This window comes from Shewanella sp. ANA-3, from assembly GCF_000203935.1.
In the GTDB taxonomy this organism is placed as follows: domain Bacteria; phylum Pseudomonadota; class Gammaproteobacteria; order Enterobacterales; family Shewanellaceae; genus Shewanella.
The window spans coordinates 3,604,318-3,620,260 of the sequence record NC_008577.1; the positions used below are offsets into that span (position 1 = coordinate 3,604,318).

Annotated in this window: 13 protein-coding genes, 1 pseudogene and 1 other annotated feature; of the genes and pseudogenes, 7 read left to right on the plus strand and 7 right to left on the minus strand. The window is 48.4% G+C overall.

Features of this window, described 5'->3' with window-relative positions; all coding sequences use genetic code 11:
* Window positions 1-29: 29 nt before the first annotated feature.
* From SHEWANA3_RS15755 to SHEWANA3_RS15775, 5 genes are all read left to right on the plus strand, one after another.
* Window positions 30-1,523 (plus strand): carboxypeptidase M32, encoded by a 1,494-nt coding sequence (locus SHEWANA3_RS15755; RefSeq protein WP_086017267.1) that lies wholly within the window; start codon window positions 30-32, stop codon window positions 1,521-1,523.
* 119 nt (window positions 1,524-1,642) lie between these two features.
* Window positions 1,643-2,137, plus strand: a complete 495-nt coding sequence (locus SHEWANA3_RS15760; protein ID WP_011717855.1) for a GNAT family N-acetyltransferase — start codon at window positions 1,643-1,645, stop codon at window positions 2,135-2,137.
* Entirely contained in the window at window positions 2,137-2,487 is a 351-nt protein-coding gene (locus tag SHEWANA3_RS15765) for a DMT family protein (RefSeq protein WP_037415674.1), read from the plus strand. Before SHEWANA3_RS15760 ends, SHEWANA3_RS15765 begins: the two co-directional genes overlap by 1 nt.
* Before the next feature lie 37 nt (window positions 2,488-2,524).
* On the plus strand, window positions 2,525-2,782 hold the full coding sequence (locus SHEWANA3_RS15770) for a DUF2960 domain-containing protein (RefSeq protein ID WP_011626864.1): 258 nt from the start codon (window positions 2,525-2,527) through the stop codon (window positions 2,780-2,782).
* A 39-nt stretch (window positions 2,783-2,821) separates the two neighbouring features.
* Window positions 2,822-3,331 carry an RDD family protein gene (locus SHEWANA3_RS15775; protein ID WP_011717856.1) on the plus strand — a complete coding sequence of 170 codons (510 nt, stop codon included), beginning with the start codon at window positions 2,822-2,824 and terminating at the stop codon, window positions 3,329-3,331.
* Window positions 3,332-3,437: 106 nt separating this feature from the next.
* Here the strand turns inward: SHEWANA3_RS15775 and lptG are convergent, their stop codons facing one another.
* Complete coding sequence (gene lptG, locus SHEWANA3_RS15780; protein ID WP_011717857.1) at window positions 3,438-4,496, minus strand: LPS export ABC transporter permease LptG; 1,059 nt, start codon at window positions 4,494-4,496, stop codon at window positions 3,438-3,440.
* A complete protein-coding gene (gene lptF, locus SHEWANA3_RS15785; RefSeq protein ID WP_011623577.1) occupies window positions 4,493-5,605 on the minus strand; it encodes an LPS export ABC transporter permease LptF in 1,113 nt (370 codons plus the stop codon). The genes lptG and lptF overlap by 4 nt, the downstream gene beginning before the upstream one ends.
* A 255-nt stretch (window positions 5,606-5,860) precedes the next feature.
* Between lptF and pepA the strand changes: the two genes are divergently transcribed.
* Both pepA and SHEWANA3_RS15795 read left to right on the plus strand, forming a co-directional pair.
* Window positions 5,861-7,369 carry a leucyl aminopeptidase gene (pepA, locus tag SHEWANA3_RS15790; RefSeq protein ID WP_011717858.1) on the plus strand — a complete coding sequence of 503 codons (1,509 nt, stop codon included), beginning with the start codon at window positions 5,861-5,863 and terminating at the stop codon, window positions 7,367-7,369.
* Between the two features lie 176 nt (window positions 7,370-7,545).
* Window positions 7,546-7,664, plus strand: a sequence feature (Phe leader region).
* Between the two features lie 37 nt (window positions 7,665-7,701).
* The gene (locus SHEWANA3_RS15795; protein WP_011717859.1) at window positions 7,702-9,705 is read left to right on the plus strand and encodes a chorismate mutase; all 2,004 of its coding nucleotides are present in this window, start codon (window positions 7,702-7,704) and stop codon (window positions 9,703-9,705) included.
* Window positions 9,706-9,853: 148 nt separating this feature from the next.
* On the opposite strand, the pseudogene SHEWANA3_RS15800 reads toward SHEWANA3_RS15795, so the two are convergent.
* The 5 genes and pseudogenes from SHEWANA3_RS15800 to tyrA form a co-directional block, all read right to left on the minus strand.
* Window positions 9,854-11,159 (minus strand): annotated as a pseudogene (locus tag SHEWANA3_RS15800) (sodium:proton antiporter).
* 45 nt (window positions 11,160-11,204) lie between these two features.
* Window positions 11,205-11,540 carry a hypothetical protein gene (locus SHEWANA3_RS15805; RefSeq protein ID WP_011623581.1) on the minus strand — a complete coding sequence of 112 codons (336 nt, stop codon included), beginning with the start codon at window positions 11,538-11,540 and terminating at the stop codon, window positions 11,205-11,207.
* 163 nt (window positions 11,541-11,703) lie between these two features.
* Window positions 11,704-12,831 carry a hybrid-cluster NAD(P)-dependent oxidoreductase gene (locus tag SHEWANA3_RS15810; protein ID WP_041412720.1) on the minus strand — a complete coding sequence of 376 codons (1,128 nt, stop codon included), beginning with the start codon at window positions 12,829-12,831 and terminating at the stop codon, window positions 11,704-11,706.
* Window positions 12,832-12,897: 66 nt separating this feature from the next.
* On the minus strand, window positions 12,898-14,562 hold the full coding sequence (gene hcp / locus SHEWANA3_RS15815; RefSeq protein WP_011717862.1) for a hydroxylamine reductase: 1,665 nt from the start codon (window positions 14,560-14,562) through the stop codon (window positions 12,898-12,900).
* 216 nt (window positions 14,563-14,778) lie between these two features.
* Entirely contained in the window at window positions 14,779-15,918 is a 1,140-nt protein-coding gene (gene tyrA, locus SHEWANA3_RS15820) for a bifunctional chorismate mutase/prephenate dehydrogenase (RefSeq protein ID WP_011717863.1), read from the minus strand.
* Between the last annotated feature and the right edge of the window lie 25 nt (window positions 15,919-15,943).

Below are 15,943 nucleotides of genomic sequence, written 5' to 3' on the forward strand. Positions count from 1 at the left end.
ACCTTAAGATTGAGTCTATGGATACCGCTATGAACGCCAAAGAACCTACGCCAAGTTACGATAAACTCACGGCCCATTTCCAGAGAATTTCACATTTTGAACATTTTAGTGCGCTAGGTGATTGGGATCAGGCCGCCATGATGCCCCTCGGTGGCGGCAGTGAACGGGGCGATGCCATGGCAGAGCTGGCGTTACATATCCATAGCCTTAAAACGGCGCCAGAGCTTGGCGATAACCTCGCACAAGCCTCGCAAGAGGCGCTGAGCCCAGAACAACAGGCCAATCTGAGGGAAATGCAATATCAGTATCAACAGGCGACCTTAGTGCCGGGAGAGTTGGTACAGGCCAAAACCAAAATGGCCTACCAGTGTGAAAATGCCTGGCGTGAACAACGCAAAAACAATGATTGGCAAGGTTTTAAACCAAATCTAAAAGCAGTGATCTCCCTCGCGAGGGAAGAAGCCTTAATTCGCGCGCAGGCGCTTAACATCTCCCCCTACGATGCCCTGCTCGATAAATTTGAGCCCGGCATGACCACGGCAAAGCTCGAACAAACCTTTGGCGACTTGAAGACTTGGTTACCCTCTCTTATTCAAGATGTGCAGGCAAAACAAGCCAGTGAACCCAAGCTTCCCCTTAACGGCCCCTTCGAAATCAAGGCACAGCAAGCCCTCGGCCAAGCGGTGATGGCCTATTTAGGGTTTGATTTTAACCATGGCAGGCTCGATATCAGCAGCCACCCATTTTGTGGTGGAGTGCCCAGCGATGTGCGCATCACGACGCGTTATAATGAAGCCGATTTTAGCAGCGCTATCATGGGCATAGTGCATGAAACTGGTCATGCCCGTTATGAACAGGGCTTACCGAAATCATGGCGCGGTCAGCCCGCAGGATTGGCTCGCTCCATGGGCGTCCATGAGAGCCAAAGCTTATTTTGTGAAATGCAGCTCGGGGCCAATCCCGCGTTTTTACGCCAACTGCAACCACTGATTAAACAGCATTTGGGCTGCGAGTTCAGCGCCCAAGACTTGGCAAGACACTATACCCGCGTCAATCCGGGGCTTATCCGTGTCGATGCCGATGAAGTCACTTACCCTTGTCACATTCTATTGCGCTTTGAGGCCGAAAAAGCCTTTATCGACGGCAGTCTGAGCGTGGATGACCTCCCCGATTTTTGGTCAAGCCAGATGCAACAACTGCTTGGGATCAATACCGATGGTAACTATCGCGATGGTTGTATGCAGGATATCCATTGGGCCGTGGGTGAATTGGGATATTTCCCAAGTTATACCTTAGGCGCCATGTATGCCGCCCAATGCCGTTTTGCGCTGGAGCGAAGCTTAGGCCCGATTGAAAATCTCATCGATAACGGCCAGTTATCCCAAGTATTTGACTGGCTTGGCAGCCATATTTGGTCCAAAGGTTCATTACTGACAACGGATGAGCTCATCATTCAAGCCACAGGCGAGCCGCTCAATAGCCAATATCTTGCTAAACACTTGAAGCAACGTTATTTGGGTTAAGCGCGGTAAACCGCCTAGACAATCGCAGCACTGGCGAGTTTCAAAGCTTTTGCTGCGATTTGGGTATATAATCCCCAACTTATTTATTCACACTGTTTTGTGACGGAAAAAGGTCGACCATGTTACTGCGTGCAATCACCCCAGAGGATTGGGATGCTATTTTACAGATCCAGGAAGAATGTTACTCCCAACTGGATCCTGAACCCCTGCATGTATTGCAAAGCAAGTGGCACGTCTCACCTCAATCCTGCTTTGTGTTTGAGGTGAATGAGTCGGTGGTGGGCTATTGCCTCGCCCACCCTTGGACCACCAATATGCCTCCCGCACTGTATGAGCCCATCACTCAGTTACCTAAGGCCGATACCTTGTATCTGCACGATATTGCCATCTCGGTAAAGGCTCAGGGTTTAGGCGCTGGCTCCAAGGCCTTAATGCGCTTAAAGCAGCTCGCGGATCGTTTTAACTTGAGCTCCCTCTCTTTGGTCGCGGTACAAGGCGCCGATAGCTACTGGCGTAAAATGGGCTTTAAACCTAAGGCCATTGAGAAATGCCTTGGCAGCTATACCGACGATGCAATGTATATGATTTATAAGCTTAATCATCGAGAAGAATGATGAACCCCACCCTAACGACTATTGGTTTACTCTGTCTTAGCAATATTTTTATGACCTTTGCATGGTATGGGCATTTAAAGTCTTTAGGTTCAAAGCCTTGGATTATTGCCGCCTTAGTCAGTTGGGGCATCGCCCTATTTGAATACCTACTGCAAGTGCCCGCTAACCGCATCGGCTACACAGTGATGAATGTCGGCCAATTAAAAATCCTGCAGGAAGTCATCACCTTAAGCTTGTTTGTGCCCTTCGCCTATTTCTATATGAAGGAGCCACTCAAACTCGACTATCTCTGGGCTGGCCTGTGTATTCTCGGTGCGGTGTATTTTATTTTTAGAAGCGAATTTAACTAATTCCAGACTTATTTCAGGACTTTTTCAGGAGAAAACCATGGCGCGTCAAGTGACTTACACCTTCAAAGGTGAGACGAAAACCATCGCCTTTAGTTATGATAAACACCGCGATTTATACGAAGCCGTGGCCGAAGCCGAAGGCATTGACTTAACCAAGTTTCTCGCGATGGAACAACAAATTGCCATGACCTCACGCAAAGGTGCCAAGGCTGAAAAAGACTATCGTAAGGTCGAATTTGCGCGCTTTGGGTTTAGCAATATCCACTTTGTACGTGATGAAGAACCCGAGGCCTAAGCCTTATCGTCATTTATCCATTTAGAATTAGGATTGCAGATGTTAAATGCTGAACATGCTAACTTTCCCCGTGCAGGATTCTTCCGCCGCTTAGGGGCAATGATCTATGACCTGCTGCTCGCAGTAGCCGTGTATATGTTTGCTGGCGCCATCGGTTTTGGTATTTTCTTCGGACTCACGGCCTCGGGCCTGATTAGCATGAATGGCTTTGAACATGTGTCCGACGCCCTCAATGGCACGCCGATTTACCATGGGATTTATCAACTTTGGTTAGTGCTATGCGTAGGCACTTTCTATGCGCTTTTTTGGAGTAAGGGCGGTCAAACCCTCGGGATGCGCGCCTGGCGCCTTAAGATCCAACATCCTAATGGCCAAAACCTAAGCCTTATCACCGCTTACGCTCGCATCGTCTGGTCTTTACTCGGCATTGGTAATCTGTGGGTGCTGATCAACGACGATAAACTCGCACTACAGGATATGATGACCCGCTCTGAAGTGGTTGTTCTTTCTAAGGAAGCCAACCAAATGCGCAATTGGCATGGTGCATAAAGCGTAGCGTTTAAATCTGGCATCTAAGCCTTACAACCGTGATTAAGCTAACATTGCCCCAATAAAAAACGACGCCATGGCGTCGTTTTTTTATTACCCGTGTGTATCACCGCCGGATAAAGTAAAAGGCAATACCGGTAAATAGCAGACTCGGCGCGATGGCCCCCACGTAGGCTGGCAACTCATATACCATACTCATGGGACCAAAGATCTCGTTACTGATATAGAAGCTAAACCCGGCAACCACACCAAGCAACACCCGCGCCCCCATAGTCACTGTCCGCAGCGGTCCAAACACAAAAGATAAGGCCACCAGCATCATCACCCCAACCGTCACAGGCTGCATCACCTTGCGCCAGAGGGCTAATTCATAACGGCTTGGATCTTGGCTATTATTTTTAAGGTAATCTAAGTACCCCATTAAACCGCGAATCGATAAGGCCTCTGGCTTGACCGATACTACGCTGAGTTTGTCGGGCGTAAGACTTGAGCGCCAAATATCTTCGTCTAAGTGTTCGAGCTTCACTTCGTCATAGCTTAAGTCAGTACGCTTTACATCCATAAGATGCCAGCTGTCCTTACTGAACAAAGCGCTCTTGGCATGCACCACATTTGTAAGCTTTAACTCACTGTTAAACTTATACAAAGTAATATTATTCAGCTTATCAATATCGGCGACTTCGCCAATATTCACGAACAAATCACCATCCTTCGCCCAAATGCCTCGGTGGGATTTAATCAAACTGCCGCCGGAGAGTTTAATAGCTTGGAGTTCATTGGCCTTTTGCTCGGCCACTGGCGCGCCCCACTCACCCAATGCCATCACCATCAACATCAATGGCACAGCGGTTTTCATCGCAGATAAGGTGATTTGCAACCGCGACATCCCTGAGGCTTGCATCACCACTAGCTCAGAGTTCGAGGCCAGCATCCCCATACCGATCAAGGCGCCTAACAGCACCGCCATCGGGAAAAACATTTCAATATCGCGAGGCACGAGGAATAACACATAAATGCCTGCATCCATCATAGTGTAGGAACCACGCCCCACTAAACGCAGCTGGTCAACCCACTTAATGATGCCCGACAAGCCCGTCAGCACCAGCAAACACAGCGCCGAAGTACTTAATAAAACTCTGGCGATATAAAGGTCTAAAATCTTCATGCGGCCACCTTTTTACGCGCCATTGCCGTCGATAAACGAGCAAATAAGGGTCTGTCTTTACCTAGGAGTAAAATCCCCATAATGAGTGCCGACAAATGGATCCACCACATGCCTAAATATTGTGGGATCACCCCATCCTGCAAGGCTTTACGTCCCGCGACCATCAGGCCAAAGTAGCCAAGATATAACAGTACTGCCGGGAGCATTTTGGCAAATTTACCTTGGCGCACATTGACTCGCGCCAGCGGCACGGCAATAAGTGTCATGATAGGAATCGCCAGCGGAATCGCTAAACGCCAATGGAACTCAGCCACGGCTTCTGGTCCTTCGACTTTCATCAATTCAGTCAGCGGTAAGGCAGAGAGTTTACGGCGACGCTCATCGACCTGTTGCTCTTTGATTTGCATCTTATAGCCACCAAATTCAATCATTTGGTAGTCTTTCTGTTGTGGGCTGCCCTGATAGCGCACCCCATCATTGAGCTGTAACTGCTGCGAGCCGTTCTGATCTTCCAGTACCCGCCCGCCCTTCGCCACGACCACGTTGGTTAAACCAATTTCGTCATTTGGGTCGGGCAACTGGGCCACAAACACCTTATCCAGATCGTTATCCTTGCCGATACGTTCGACAAACAGCACAGCACGGCCGTTAGGACTCGCCTGAAAACGCCCTTGCACTAATGCGGCAAGGCCCGCCTCGGATTGAGCTTTCTCGAGCACTTGGTTTTGTTGCTCCTCGGCCCAAGGCGCGACATAGAGGGATAAATAGCCAGTAAACAACATGTTGATAACGGCAAGGATCAAAGTTACTCGGGTAACATACCATTCACTTACGCCAACACCGTGGAGAATGACCATTTCATTCTCGGCATACATGCGGCCGTGGGCCATGAGGATCCCAAGGAACAAACTTAAAGGTAAAACGAGAACAACAAGATAGGGTAAGTTGAGGCCTATCAAGGTAGCGATAAGAGAAGCTGGAAATTCACCGTCTGAGGCGTCGGCCAATATGCGCACGAAATGCTGGCTAATAAAAATAGTTAACAGTACGAAAAGTACTGCAATTTGCGCCTTTAAAACTTCTCGAATAAGGTATCTAAATACAATCACAGGTAGGATCCGGTCTCTAAACTTATCTTTTTGCTGGTAACAGACTAACTTTCATGTAAACTGTTTACTTTTGGTAGTTTTCTGACCAGCTTCAGGGGTTCCTGGCAAACGATAAATGTCACGGATATTTCACAAAAACGTGACTCAAGTGCCGAGAATAAATCACCTTTGGAGTAATAACTTAGGCCCTTTTCGGGACAAGCAGACATTATCCAATAAATATAAAAATTTGTCTTTAAGAATCTAGGAGTGCTCATGGAGTTTAGCGTAAAGAGCGGTAGCCCCGAAAAACAACGCTCAGCCTGCATCGTTGTCGGTGTTTATGAACCCCGCCGTCTATCCGGCATCGCCGAGCAATTAGACAAGATTAGCGAAGGTTATATCAGTAATCTACTGCGTCGCGGCGATTTAGAAGGTAAGCCTGGCCAAATGTTATTACTGCACCACGTTCCTAACGTATTGAGTGAACGAGTGCTGTTAGTCGGTTGCGGCAAAGAACGAGAACTAGACGAGCGCCAGTACAAGCAGATCATCACTAAAACCATCAACACCTTAAATGAAACGGGTTCAATGGAGGCCGTGTGCTTCTTGACCGAGTTACACGTGAAAGGTCGTGATACCTATTGGAAAGTTCGCCAAGCCGTCGAAACGACCAATAGCAGTTTATACAGCTTCGATGCGCTCAAAACCCGTAAAGGTGAGACCCGTCGTCCACTGCGCAAGTTAGTGTTTAATGTCCCGACTCGCCGCGAACTGACCTTAGGTGAGCGTGCGATTGAGCACGGCATGGCCGTATCTGCCGGTATGCATTTATGCCGCGATGTGGCTAACATGCCGCCAAATATCTGTAATCCAGCCTATTTAGCCTCTCAAGCTCGCCAATTGGCCGAAGTTCACGAAAACCTGCATGTCACGACTGTGGGCGAAGAGCAAATGGCGAAACTCGGCATGAACTCTTACCTTGCCGTTGGCCGCGCCAGTGCCAATGAATCCATTATGACAGTGATGGAATACAAGGGTGCCGTTGACAGCACAGAGAAACCTATCGTGTTGATTGGTAAAGGCTTAACCTTCGACTCAGGCGGTATTTCATTAAAACCAGGCGAAGCCATGGATGAAATGAAATACGACATGGGCGGCGCTGCTGGTGTTATCGGCACCATGAAAGCCATCTGTGATATGAAGCTGCCCATCAACGTCGTCGGTATTCTCGCGGGCTGTGAAAACATGCCATCGGGCAATGCTTACCGCCCAGGTGACATTTTAACCACAATGTCGGGTCAGACCGTTGAAGTACTCAACACCGACGCCGAAGGCCGTCTGGTACTGTGTGACGTATTGACCTATGTTGAGCGTTTCGACCCAGAGCTGGTTATCGACACGGCAACACTGACGGGCGCCTGTGTGATTGCCTTAGGCAAACATGCCTCAGGCCTGTTCTCATCACACAATCCTCTGGCTCACGAGTTGCTGAATGCAGGTGAGCAAAGTGGTGACCGCGCATGGCGCATGCCACTGTGGGATGAGTACCAAGATATGCTCGATAGCCCATTTGCCGACATGACCAACTTAGGTGGTCGTCCAGCGGGCGCGATTACCGCGGCTTGTTTCCTGTCTCGTTTCGCCAAAAAGTACAACTGGGCTCACTTAGACGTGGCGGGTACTGCCTGGAACAGCGGCGCGAATAAAGGTTCAACCGGTCGCCCTGTGCCAATTTTGACTCAGTTCCTGATCAATCGAGCTGGCGTAGAATTAGGCGAGTAATCGCTAATAGCACTGAAAAGGCGAAGAATTTCTTCGCCTTTTTTATTGGGCTCGAAGGCGAAATGACGATTGGCTCAGGAATAATTGCAGCCTAGCAACGAGAAGAGGAAAGAAAATCGCGATTGAATAATTTTTGATTGACAGCCACGCCCTCGCCCTTTAGTTTTACTCCCTATGAAAACAAATACCGCAGCTTTTTTTACTTTCTTTTTTACACCCCCACTCTAGGAGGCGGATTTACTGTGTAAAAACGAAAGTAAAAATCCAAAGCCTCCCACTGGGAGGCTTTTTCGTCTTAAACGCTCGATAATACGGTGGCAAATGAGGTCAGAATGCAAAAACCACAGCCTTTAAATCAAACGCGAGAACAAATTACTCACCTCGACAATGAGCTTCTCTCGTTACTCGCCGAACGTCGACGCCTAAGCCTTGAAGTGGCCCGCAGTAAAGAAGTTGATGTGAGACCCATTCGCGACACCCAAAGGGAAAAAGAACTGCTGGCAAGATTAGTCACCGCTGGCCGAGAAAAAGGTTTAGATGCCCATTATGTAATATCACTGTATCAAAGCATTATCGAAGACTCAGTCCTCAACCAGCAGGCTTATCTCCACGGCCGCGCCAATCCAGAAACGCAAAAACAACAATACTGTATCGCCTACCTTGGCGCCCGCGGCTCCTACTCTTACCTGGCCGCCTCTCGCTATTGCCAACGTCGTCAGGTTGAGATGCTCGATTTAGGCTGCCAAAGTTTCGATGAGATTGTCCAAGCCGTTGAGTCAGGCCACGCCGACTATGGCTTTTTGCCGATTGAAAACACTTCGTCCGGCTCGATCAACGAAGTATATGATGTGCTGCAACACACCAGCCTCTCCATCGTTGGCGAGACAACTATCGAAGTCAGCCATTGTTTGTTGGGCAAACCGGGCAGCAAACTGAGTGATATCAAAACCGTCTACGCCCATCCGCAGCCTATCAGTCAGTGCAGCCGTTATCTGAGCCAGCACAAAGACTTAAGACTGGAATATTGCTCAAGCAGCGCCGAAGCAATGGAGAAGGTCAATCAATCTGCCGACAATAGCGCCGCAGCAATTGGTAGCACTGAAGGTGGCGCGCTGTACCAACTCGAGTCGATTGAGTCGGGTCTTGCGAACCAAAAAATTAACCAGAGTCGCTTTATCGTGGTGGCTCGAAAAGCCGTAGCCGTACCCGAGCAACTGCCTGCCAAAACCACCCTGATCATGGCCACTGGCCAAAAGGCTGGCGCCTTGGTTGAAGCCCTATTGGTGCTCAAGGCGCATCAGCTGAATATGAGTAAACTCGAGTCTCGCCCTATTCCTGGCACGCCGTGGGAAGAAATGTTCTATCTGGATATCGATGCCAATATCTCCAGCGAAGCCATGCAGCAAGGGCTCAAGCAGCTCGAGAGGATCACGCGTTTTATCAAAGTATTAGGATGTTACCCCTGTGAAACCGTCAAACCGACACAACTCAGTAATAGCCAATTACTTATCGAGCCGAGCACCTCAAAAGCGCAGGTGATAAGTACGGTGAGCCTTGACCCATCGCCCTATCGCTTCAGTAAGGCGTACAAGGCGCAGGCGAGTGAAATTCACTGCGGCCCCTTTACCATTGGTGCAGGCCATATTGGAGCCATTGCCAAGATCACGCTGAGCAAAAGCCTGCTGCAGCTAGAGTCGTCACAGGCCGCCTTATCCGCCTTTGAGCGCAGAGTAAAACAGCTAAAAGAGGCGGGTTTTCAAGCGGTAATTTTAGACGGATGCCACTCACTCGTCTCGGCCGAAGCTATCATCCCTAAGCTGCGCCAAACCCTGCATCAGTATGATTTGCTTTGTGTTATCGCCATCGAACAGGCGACGGATATGCCATTGGCGACTGGTCATGCCGACATGTTGTTCTTAACGGGCAAACAAATGTTTAATCAGGCTCTGCTGGCTCAGGCAGGCACCTTGCCGATCCCGCTATTCCTCGAACGCAACGATATGGCAAGTTATGAGGAGTTTATGGCGGCAACGGAGGCGATTTTAAGTCAAGGTAACCAACAGCTTATCCTATGTGACTCAGGCATTCGTACCTATAACAATGCCAACTTACCCACCTTGGATTTAGCAAGCCTTATCCAAATTAAGGCCAATAGTCATCTCCCCATAGTAATTAACCCTTGTTATGCCATCAGCGAAGATACGCTGCCACTGCAAACTCAAGGAATTAAACAGCTGAAAGCCGATGGCCTAGTGCTGAATTGCTCCCTCGAAGAAGATAAAGCACATGACGCATTAGCGCTGATGGCCGAGGTCGTGAGGGAGTTATATCGCTAATTTGAGCATATAAGGATACTAAGGAACATACAGCCACGAATATCGTGGCTGTCTTGTTTAGAACTTAGGCTTCATAGCTGTGGATTTAGGACTGTAGATTTAGAGCTTAGGGTTTGGGTTTTACCCCTCAAGGTTAAACCCAGCTAACCTAGGTCCGCTCAGGTGCAATCTGATGATAAGCCTCTGTTGCCACCGCATTACTGCGACGAATTAACCCCGTCATACTCGAGCCCTGCACTAAGATTGAAAACACCACCACAGCATAGGTCATCACGAGCAGTAGCTCACGCAGCTCGACACCGCTTTGTGAATCGACAATCACGCCCTCGGGTAAACTCATCGCCATGGCCAAGGCCAGCCCCCCCCCTGAGCCCACCCCAAATGAGTATCGACTCGGCATAGGGATTGTAAGACTTCACCATCCTAAATCCGATATAGGGCAAAAATACACTCACCGCCCGCGCCGTTAACACCAGAGGAATAGCCACTAACATAAACCACCATAATGGCGCCTTAAAGGTGACGAGCAAGAGTAATAATCCCAGCAGGAGGAACAGCAGCGCATTAAAGAAGGATTCAATCAGCGACCAAAAAGTGTAGAGTTTCACCCGCTCATGGCGCACAAAATACTTAGGCACGCTGTAGTTACCGATAATCATCCCAGCACTGACCATCGCCAGAGGCCCCGATACCCCTAACACTTCGGCTATGACATAACCCGCCGTCGGGATCAGCAAAGTGACTAGCATCAACTGGGTTTCTTCCTCACAGTAGCGAAAGAAATGGTGCAGCAATACGCCTAGCACGGCGCCATAAACGACGCCCCCGAGCGCCTCTTGAACAAACAATAGCGAAATTTGCGAAAAGGTTAGCGGCTCAGTTGAAAAAGCCAGATGGGAGATGGCCACAAAAATCACCAGCCCTATACCATCGTTAAAGAGCGATTCCCCTTCTACCTGAATCGCAATATCTTCGGGCGCGCCCATCTTCTTCAGAATGGCTAACACGGCAATCGGATCTGTGGGGGAAATCAAGGCACCAAAGAGCAAACAATGGCTTAAGGCCAAGGGTAATCCCAGCATGGGCGCGATGTAATAAAGCAAACCACCGACGATAAAAGTCGAGAGTAAGGTACTGACAAAGGCAAGAATGAGAATTTCCCATTTCTGATGCCTTAAGATTTTTAAGCGGATCTGCAATGCCCCGGCAAATAAGAGAAAACCTAACATGCCATTGAGCAATAGCGCCTGAAAGTCGAGTTTCTCCAGCCCCGCCACAAAGTAACCATAAACATGGCCGCCAAGCGCTTTACCGCCCAGTAATAGCAACAGACTCATTCCTAAGGCTAATGCAGTAATGGCGACGGTTTCTTGCAGCTTATGCAAACGCGAGGATGCCACAGACGTGACTAAAGCTAACGCACAGAGAATACAGAGAATTTGATAACTAGTCATAAGAGTCTCTAATCACCCTAAGATGAAGAAACTCTAGCACAAGTTTTAGACTTCTAAACCATCCAACAGACTTAACCAGCCTTTAATTATCCGATGGCAAAACCAAATGATACCAAAGAGATAAATCGAAAGACTGAGCCAAGTGATGGGCAGACAATAGCCCAATACTAACAGACCAAGAAATATCACATTGGAGTGACGTTGCCAGCGTAGATGTGATGCTAGCAAGGCATTACCTTGCGTATGTCGTTGAGACAAGTTGATAAATAGGCTCAACAATACCGGCAGCAGTAACAGCGGAAAGCCTGACATTAAGGCGTAAAGCAAATGGCCTAAGCTGCGATCTTCAATTTTTGCGGCATATGTGGTTGTCGTTGTCATTGAGAGACTCCAGCCAGACGATGGGACAGGGCGTTACTCCGCCCTCGTCTTTAACCTTACGTTCTCGCAGACATAATCGCAACTAAGGCGCAAAAATATTTCTGCGCAAGATCTTTTAAACCACCGATTTTTTGAATCAACCTATGCCCTTCAAAGGCTAATGTCAGGTCAAAGACAGCGTTACATCCGATTTGAGTTTAGTCGAGCAAGCTAACACATATCCGGCTTCGATTTCGCTAGGTGTTAAGGTCATGCTACTTGTGGACTCGGTCTCCCCTTCGAGCACTTGGCATTTGCACGCACCGCATACGCCCGAGCGACAGGCCGCAATTATCGGCAAACCTTCGGCTTCAATCCCCTCAAGCAAGGTTTGCTCGGCCGTTAAAGCCCGCTTTTTATCGCCAATAGATAACATAAAACTGTTGCTACCACTCTCAGGAGCTTCAGTCTGCATTTCGGCCTGTTTTACGCGGGATTGCGCCTCTTTCACCGCAGTAGCAAAACTCTCGTGATACAACTGAGTCATATCGAAGTTAAGCTCAGCTAGAATCGTTTTGACCGCCTGCATATAAGGCTCTGGTCCGCACAAAAACACGGTTCGCTCGGCAAAGTCGGGGACTAAATCTCGTAGATTATCAGGTCTTAAACGGCCGACATTATGCAATACCGCCTCGGGATGCCAAGCCGTGTCAGCGGTGACATCCTCAACAATATAACGCAGCTTAAAATCTCGATGGCGCGTAGCCATGGTCTCTAATGAGGTTTTAAAAATAATATCGGCCTGGGTACGAGCGCTGTGCACAAAGGCAATGTCAGCATTCATTTGGCTGTCGGTTAAATAACGCGACATCGAATACATGGGCGTGATCCCACAGCCTGCACTCAAAAATAGGTATTTTTTGGCAGGAATATCAAACAGATTAAACTGCCCGGTTGGCGGTAAGACGCGTACCGTTTGCCCCGGCTGTAAATGATCAATCAAGTAATTCGACACCAGTCCGCCATCGACTCGCTTAATGGTTAACATTAAGGAATAAGGTCTCGAAGGGGTTGAGGACAAGGTGTAACTGCGGCAAGCCTGCTCACCATTGATCTCTAGCACTAAGGTCATAAATTGCCCCGGCTTATAATCAAACTTCATCGGCTCACCGGCTTGAAAACGAAAACTCACCACATCGGCGGTTTCGTTCCAGCGCTCCACACACACTAACTGGCTAAAACCCACAACACTTGCAGGCGCAGAAGATAAAGCGGGACTTGGCATGATATTTTGCATAGTACTGATATTCATCGTCTTTGTATCCATAACACTGCGGCTTTAACGCGAAAGCCGCAGTGACTCCATGCATAAATCGGCCTAGGCCACGTTCAGCATGGTCTTCAGATCGGCTTCAACTGTGGTGGTGTTACGCAGACCAAATTTTTCTTCCAAAATTTTGGCAAGATTAGCCGTTAAAAACGCTGGCGGCGTTGGGCCGGTGCGGATGTTTTTCACCCCGAGCGACAACAGCGTCAGTAGCACGACAATGGCTTTTTGCTCAAACCATGAAAGCACGAGGTTCAATGGTAATTCATTGATATCGCATTCAAAGATTTGTGATAGTGCAATAGCTAACTGAATAGCCGAATAGGCATCGTTACATTGGCCAATGTCGAGTAAGCGCGGAATACCGTTGATATCGCCAAATTCCAGCTTGTTGAATTTGTACTTACCACAACCTAAGGTCAGGATGACGGAATCCTTTGGCGCCGATTTCGCTAAATCGGTGAAATAACTCCGCTCCGACTTATCACCATCACAACCTCCGACTAAGAAGAAGTGTTTGATAGAACCGTTTTTGACGTTTTCCACCACAGTCGGTGCTGCGGCCATTAAGGCATTACGGGCAAAACCGATGGTGATATTGTGTGGAATTTCATCGTATTGGAAGCCATCAAGTGAAAGAGCCTTGTCGATCACAACTGAAAAATCATCCCCAATTACATGGGTCACACCAGGCCAACCCACGATACTGCGGGTAAAGATACGGTCACTATATTGGCCCACATTCGGGTCGATAATACAGTTTGAGGTCATCACTACAGCGCCGGGGAAATTAGCGAATTCTTTTTGCTGGTTCTGCCATGCACTGCCGTAGTTACCTACTAAATGGGCATATTTTTTAAAGGCGGGATACGCAAGCGCAGGCAGCATTTCACCATGGGTATAAACATTAATGCCTTTGCCCGCCGTTTGCTCGAGGATAAGCTCTAAGTCCTTCATATCATGGCCAGAAACCAGAATCGCTTTGCCTTTTACCGGTTTAGTGTTGACGACAGTCGGTTCAGGATGACCAAAGGCTTCGGTCTCGCCCGCATCGAGCATGGCCATGATACGGTAGTTCAGCTGACCAATATCCATGGCTGTAGTGAACAGTTTATCGGCATCGACACTCGGCTCACCAAGAAACGCCATGATTTCATGGAAGCGACCAGCAATCTCAGCATCGGTTTTACCTAAAACACGGGCGTGCTCCATGTAAGCCGCAGCCCCTTTAAGGCCATATAAGCACAGTAGTCTCAGCCCAAGGATATCTTCGTGGATCTCATTTTTATCTTTATTGAGTAAGGCGACTGGTGCTTGAGACAACATTTCGGGCTTGCTGGTACCCAGTACAAATTGCGCCACAGGAGGGAGTGATTCAGCCCGTTTACCCGCAGCTTCACACGCCGCTTCATAGGCATTTTTTAAACTTTCACGGTATTCAGCGGCCTGCTTGGCATAGGCGATGATGCGTTCATCATCGAAGTTAACGTTGGTTAAGGTTGAGAAAAAAGCTTTAGGAACAAAGGTATCCACCTCAGGGTTAATGACGCCCAGTTCACGCGCCTTAGTCGCATACACTGAAACACCCTGCAGCATATAGATTAACAAATCTTGCAGATCCGAGGTCGCGGCCAATTTGCCACACATGCCTTGGGCATAGCTACAACCGTTGCCAGCTGGGGTACGAATAGTTTGCTCACACTGAATACAAAACATGGATAGACTCCTAATTTAAATTCATGCTTTATTTTTGCATGTTTAAAATAAGTCTACCGAAACCATGAATAAGCGATAGCCTTTTCTTGGTTCGAATGCGAAATCTTAGAGAGAGATCACCTTCAGTAATTGCTAATTAACACGGTAAAATCAGCCTAAAAAACCTAAAAAAAAGCCCATCAAAGATGGGCATTTTTTTGGCTAACTCATTCATTATCAGTTTGTTTTCATATCACTGACCGATTGCAGCATCATGCGACTTTCACGCTGAAACTGCGGTGCAAAATCACCAAACCATTTTGCAACCGTTTGGAACTGGCTGATAAACGCGTCCCTATCGCCCCGCTTTAATAGCTCTAATGCCTCACGGTAGTTATCCAAATAATCGCCAATTGCATGCTGGCTATCCTGCTGGGCAAAAATAATATCGGCATAGAGTTCGGGGCTTTGGGCAAACAAACGCCCTACCATGGCGAGCTCTAAGCGATAGATAGGTGAGCTAAATTGCAGCAGGGTTTCAATATCCGCTTCTTCTTTGCAAAGATTCAAGCCATACACAAAGGTCGAGAAGTGACGCATCGCCTGTACCAGCTGCATCGCATTGTCGTGACGTTCAGGTTCTGCTTCGACAATCCGCGCGCCCCAAATCCCAATTTGTTCCAGCAGCCATTGGTATTTATCGGCTCCACGCCCATGGCACACCACTACAACCTGCTTAGCCAAACTGCCGACATCTGGGCCAAACATGGGATGAAACCCGACAACGGGCCCTTTGTGAGCGGCCAACATGGCATTCATGGGTTCAGTCTTGATCGAGGTTAAGTCGGCTAAGATACATTCCTGCGGTAATTGGGTCAGTTTCTCACGGATAATGTCGCAGGTGATGGCGATAGGCACAGTCACCAATACCAATCCGGCGTCGGCAAATAAGGTTTCAGCTTGCTGCCAGTCGTCTTTATCCAGCACTTTGACCTGGTAACCCGAGAGCGACAGCATTTGTTGAAACAATCCACCAAGCTGGCCCTTACCACCAACAATCACGACCGAACCGAGATCGTTTTTCACTTGCTTAAAGCCAACATCCTTCTCATTGAGGTAGGACTCACGCATCAAACGGCGCAAAATATCTTCAATCAGTTGCGGCGCAATGCCCATGGTTTTGGCTTCTTCGCGGCGTTTTGCCAACATTGCCGCTTCACGTTGCGGCGCATAAATCGGCAGGCCTGCGGCGTGTTTAACCGTGCCCACCTGCGCGACTAAATCTAAGCGTTTACGCAGTAAATGCAGCAATTGCTGGTCGACACCATCGATGAGTCCGCGAAGGTGTTCTAATTCAGTTGTGGTTTTTTCGTTCATCTTATCAGTCCACTACACACCTAAA

Bases quoted from the DNA above. Each gene is read 5' to 3' on its own strand.
- lptG (WP_011717857.1), bottom strand. From the start codon at position 4,496: ATGAAGATTTTAGACCTTTATATCGCCAGAGTTTTATTAAGTACTTCG.
- SHEWANA3_RS15810 (WP_041412720.1), bottom strand. From the start codon at position 12,831: ATGAATATCAGTACTATGCAAAATATCATGCCAAGTCCCGCTTTATCT.
- SHEWANA3_RS15755 (WP_086017267.1), top strand. From the start codon at position 30: ATGAACGCCAAAGAACCTACGCCAAGTTACGATAAACTCACGGCCCAT.
- SHEWANA3_RS15770 (WP_011626864.1), top strand. From the start codon at position 2,525: ATGGCGCGTCAAGTGACTTACACCTTCAAAGGTGAGACGAAAACCATC.
- SHEWANA3_RS15805 (WP_011623581.1), bottom strand. From the start codon at position 11,540: ATGACAACGACAACCACATATGCCGCAAAAATTGAAGATCGCAGCTTA.
- SHEWANA3_RS15775 (WP_011717856.1), top strand. From the start codon at position 2,822: ATGTTAAATGCTGAACATGCTAACTTTCCCCGTGCAGGATTCTTCCGC.
- hcp (WP_011717862.1), bottom strand. From the start codon at position 14,562: ATGTTTTGTATTCAGTGTGAGCAAACTATTCGTACCCCAGCTGGCAAC.
- SHEWANA3_RS15760 (WP_011717855.1), top strand. From the start codon at position 1,643: ATGTTACTGCGTGCAATCACCCCAGAGGATTGGGATGCTATTTTACAG.
- SHEWANA3_RS15765 (WP_037415674.1), top strand. From the start codon at position 2,137: ATGAACCCCACCCTAACGACTATTGGTTTACTCTGTCTTAGCAATATT.
- pepA (WP_011717858.1), top strand. From the start codon at position 5,861: ATGGAGTTTAGCGTAAAGAGCGGTAGCCCCGAAAAACAACGCTCAGCC.
- tyrA (WP_011717863.1), bottom strand. From the start codon at position 15,918: ATGAACGAAAAAACCACAACTGAATTAGAACACCTTCGCGGACTCATC.
- SHEWANA3_RS15795 (WP_011717859.1), top strand. From the start codon at position 7,702: ATGCAAAAACCACAGCCTTTAAATCAAACGCGAGAACAAATTACTCAC.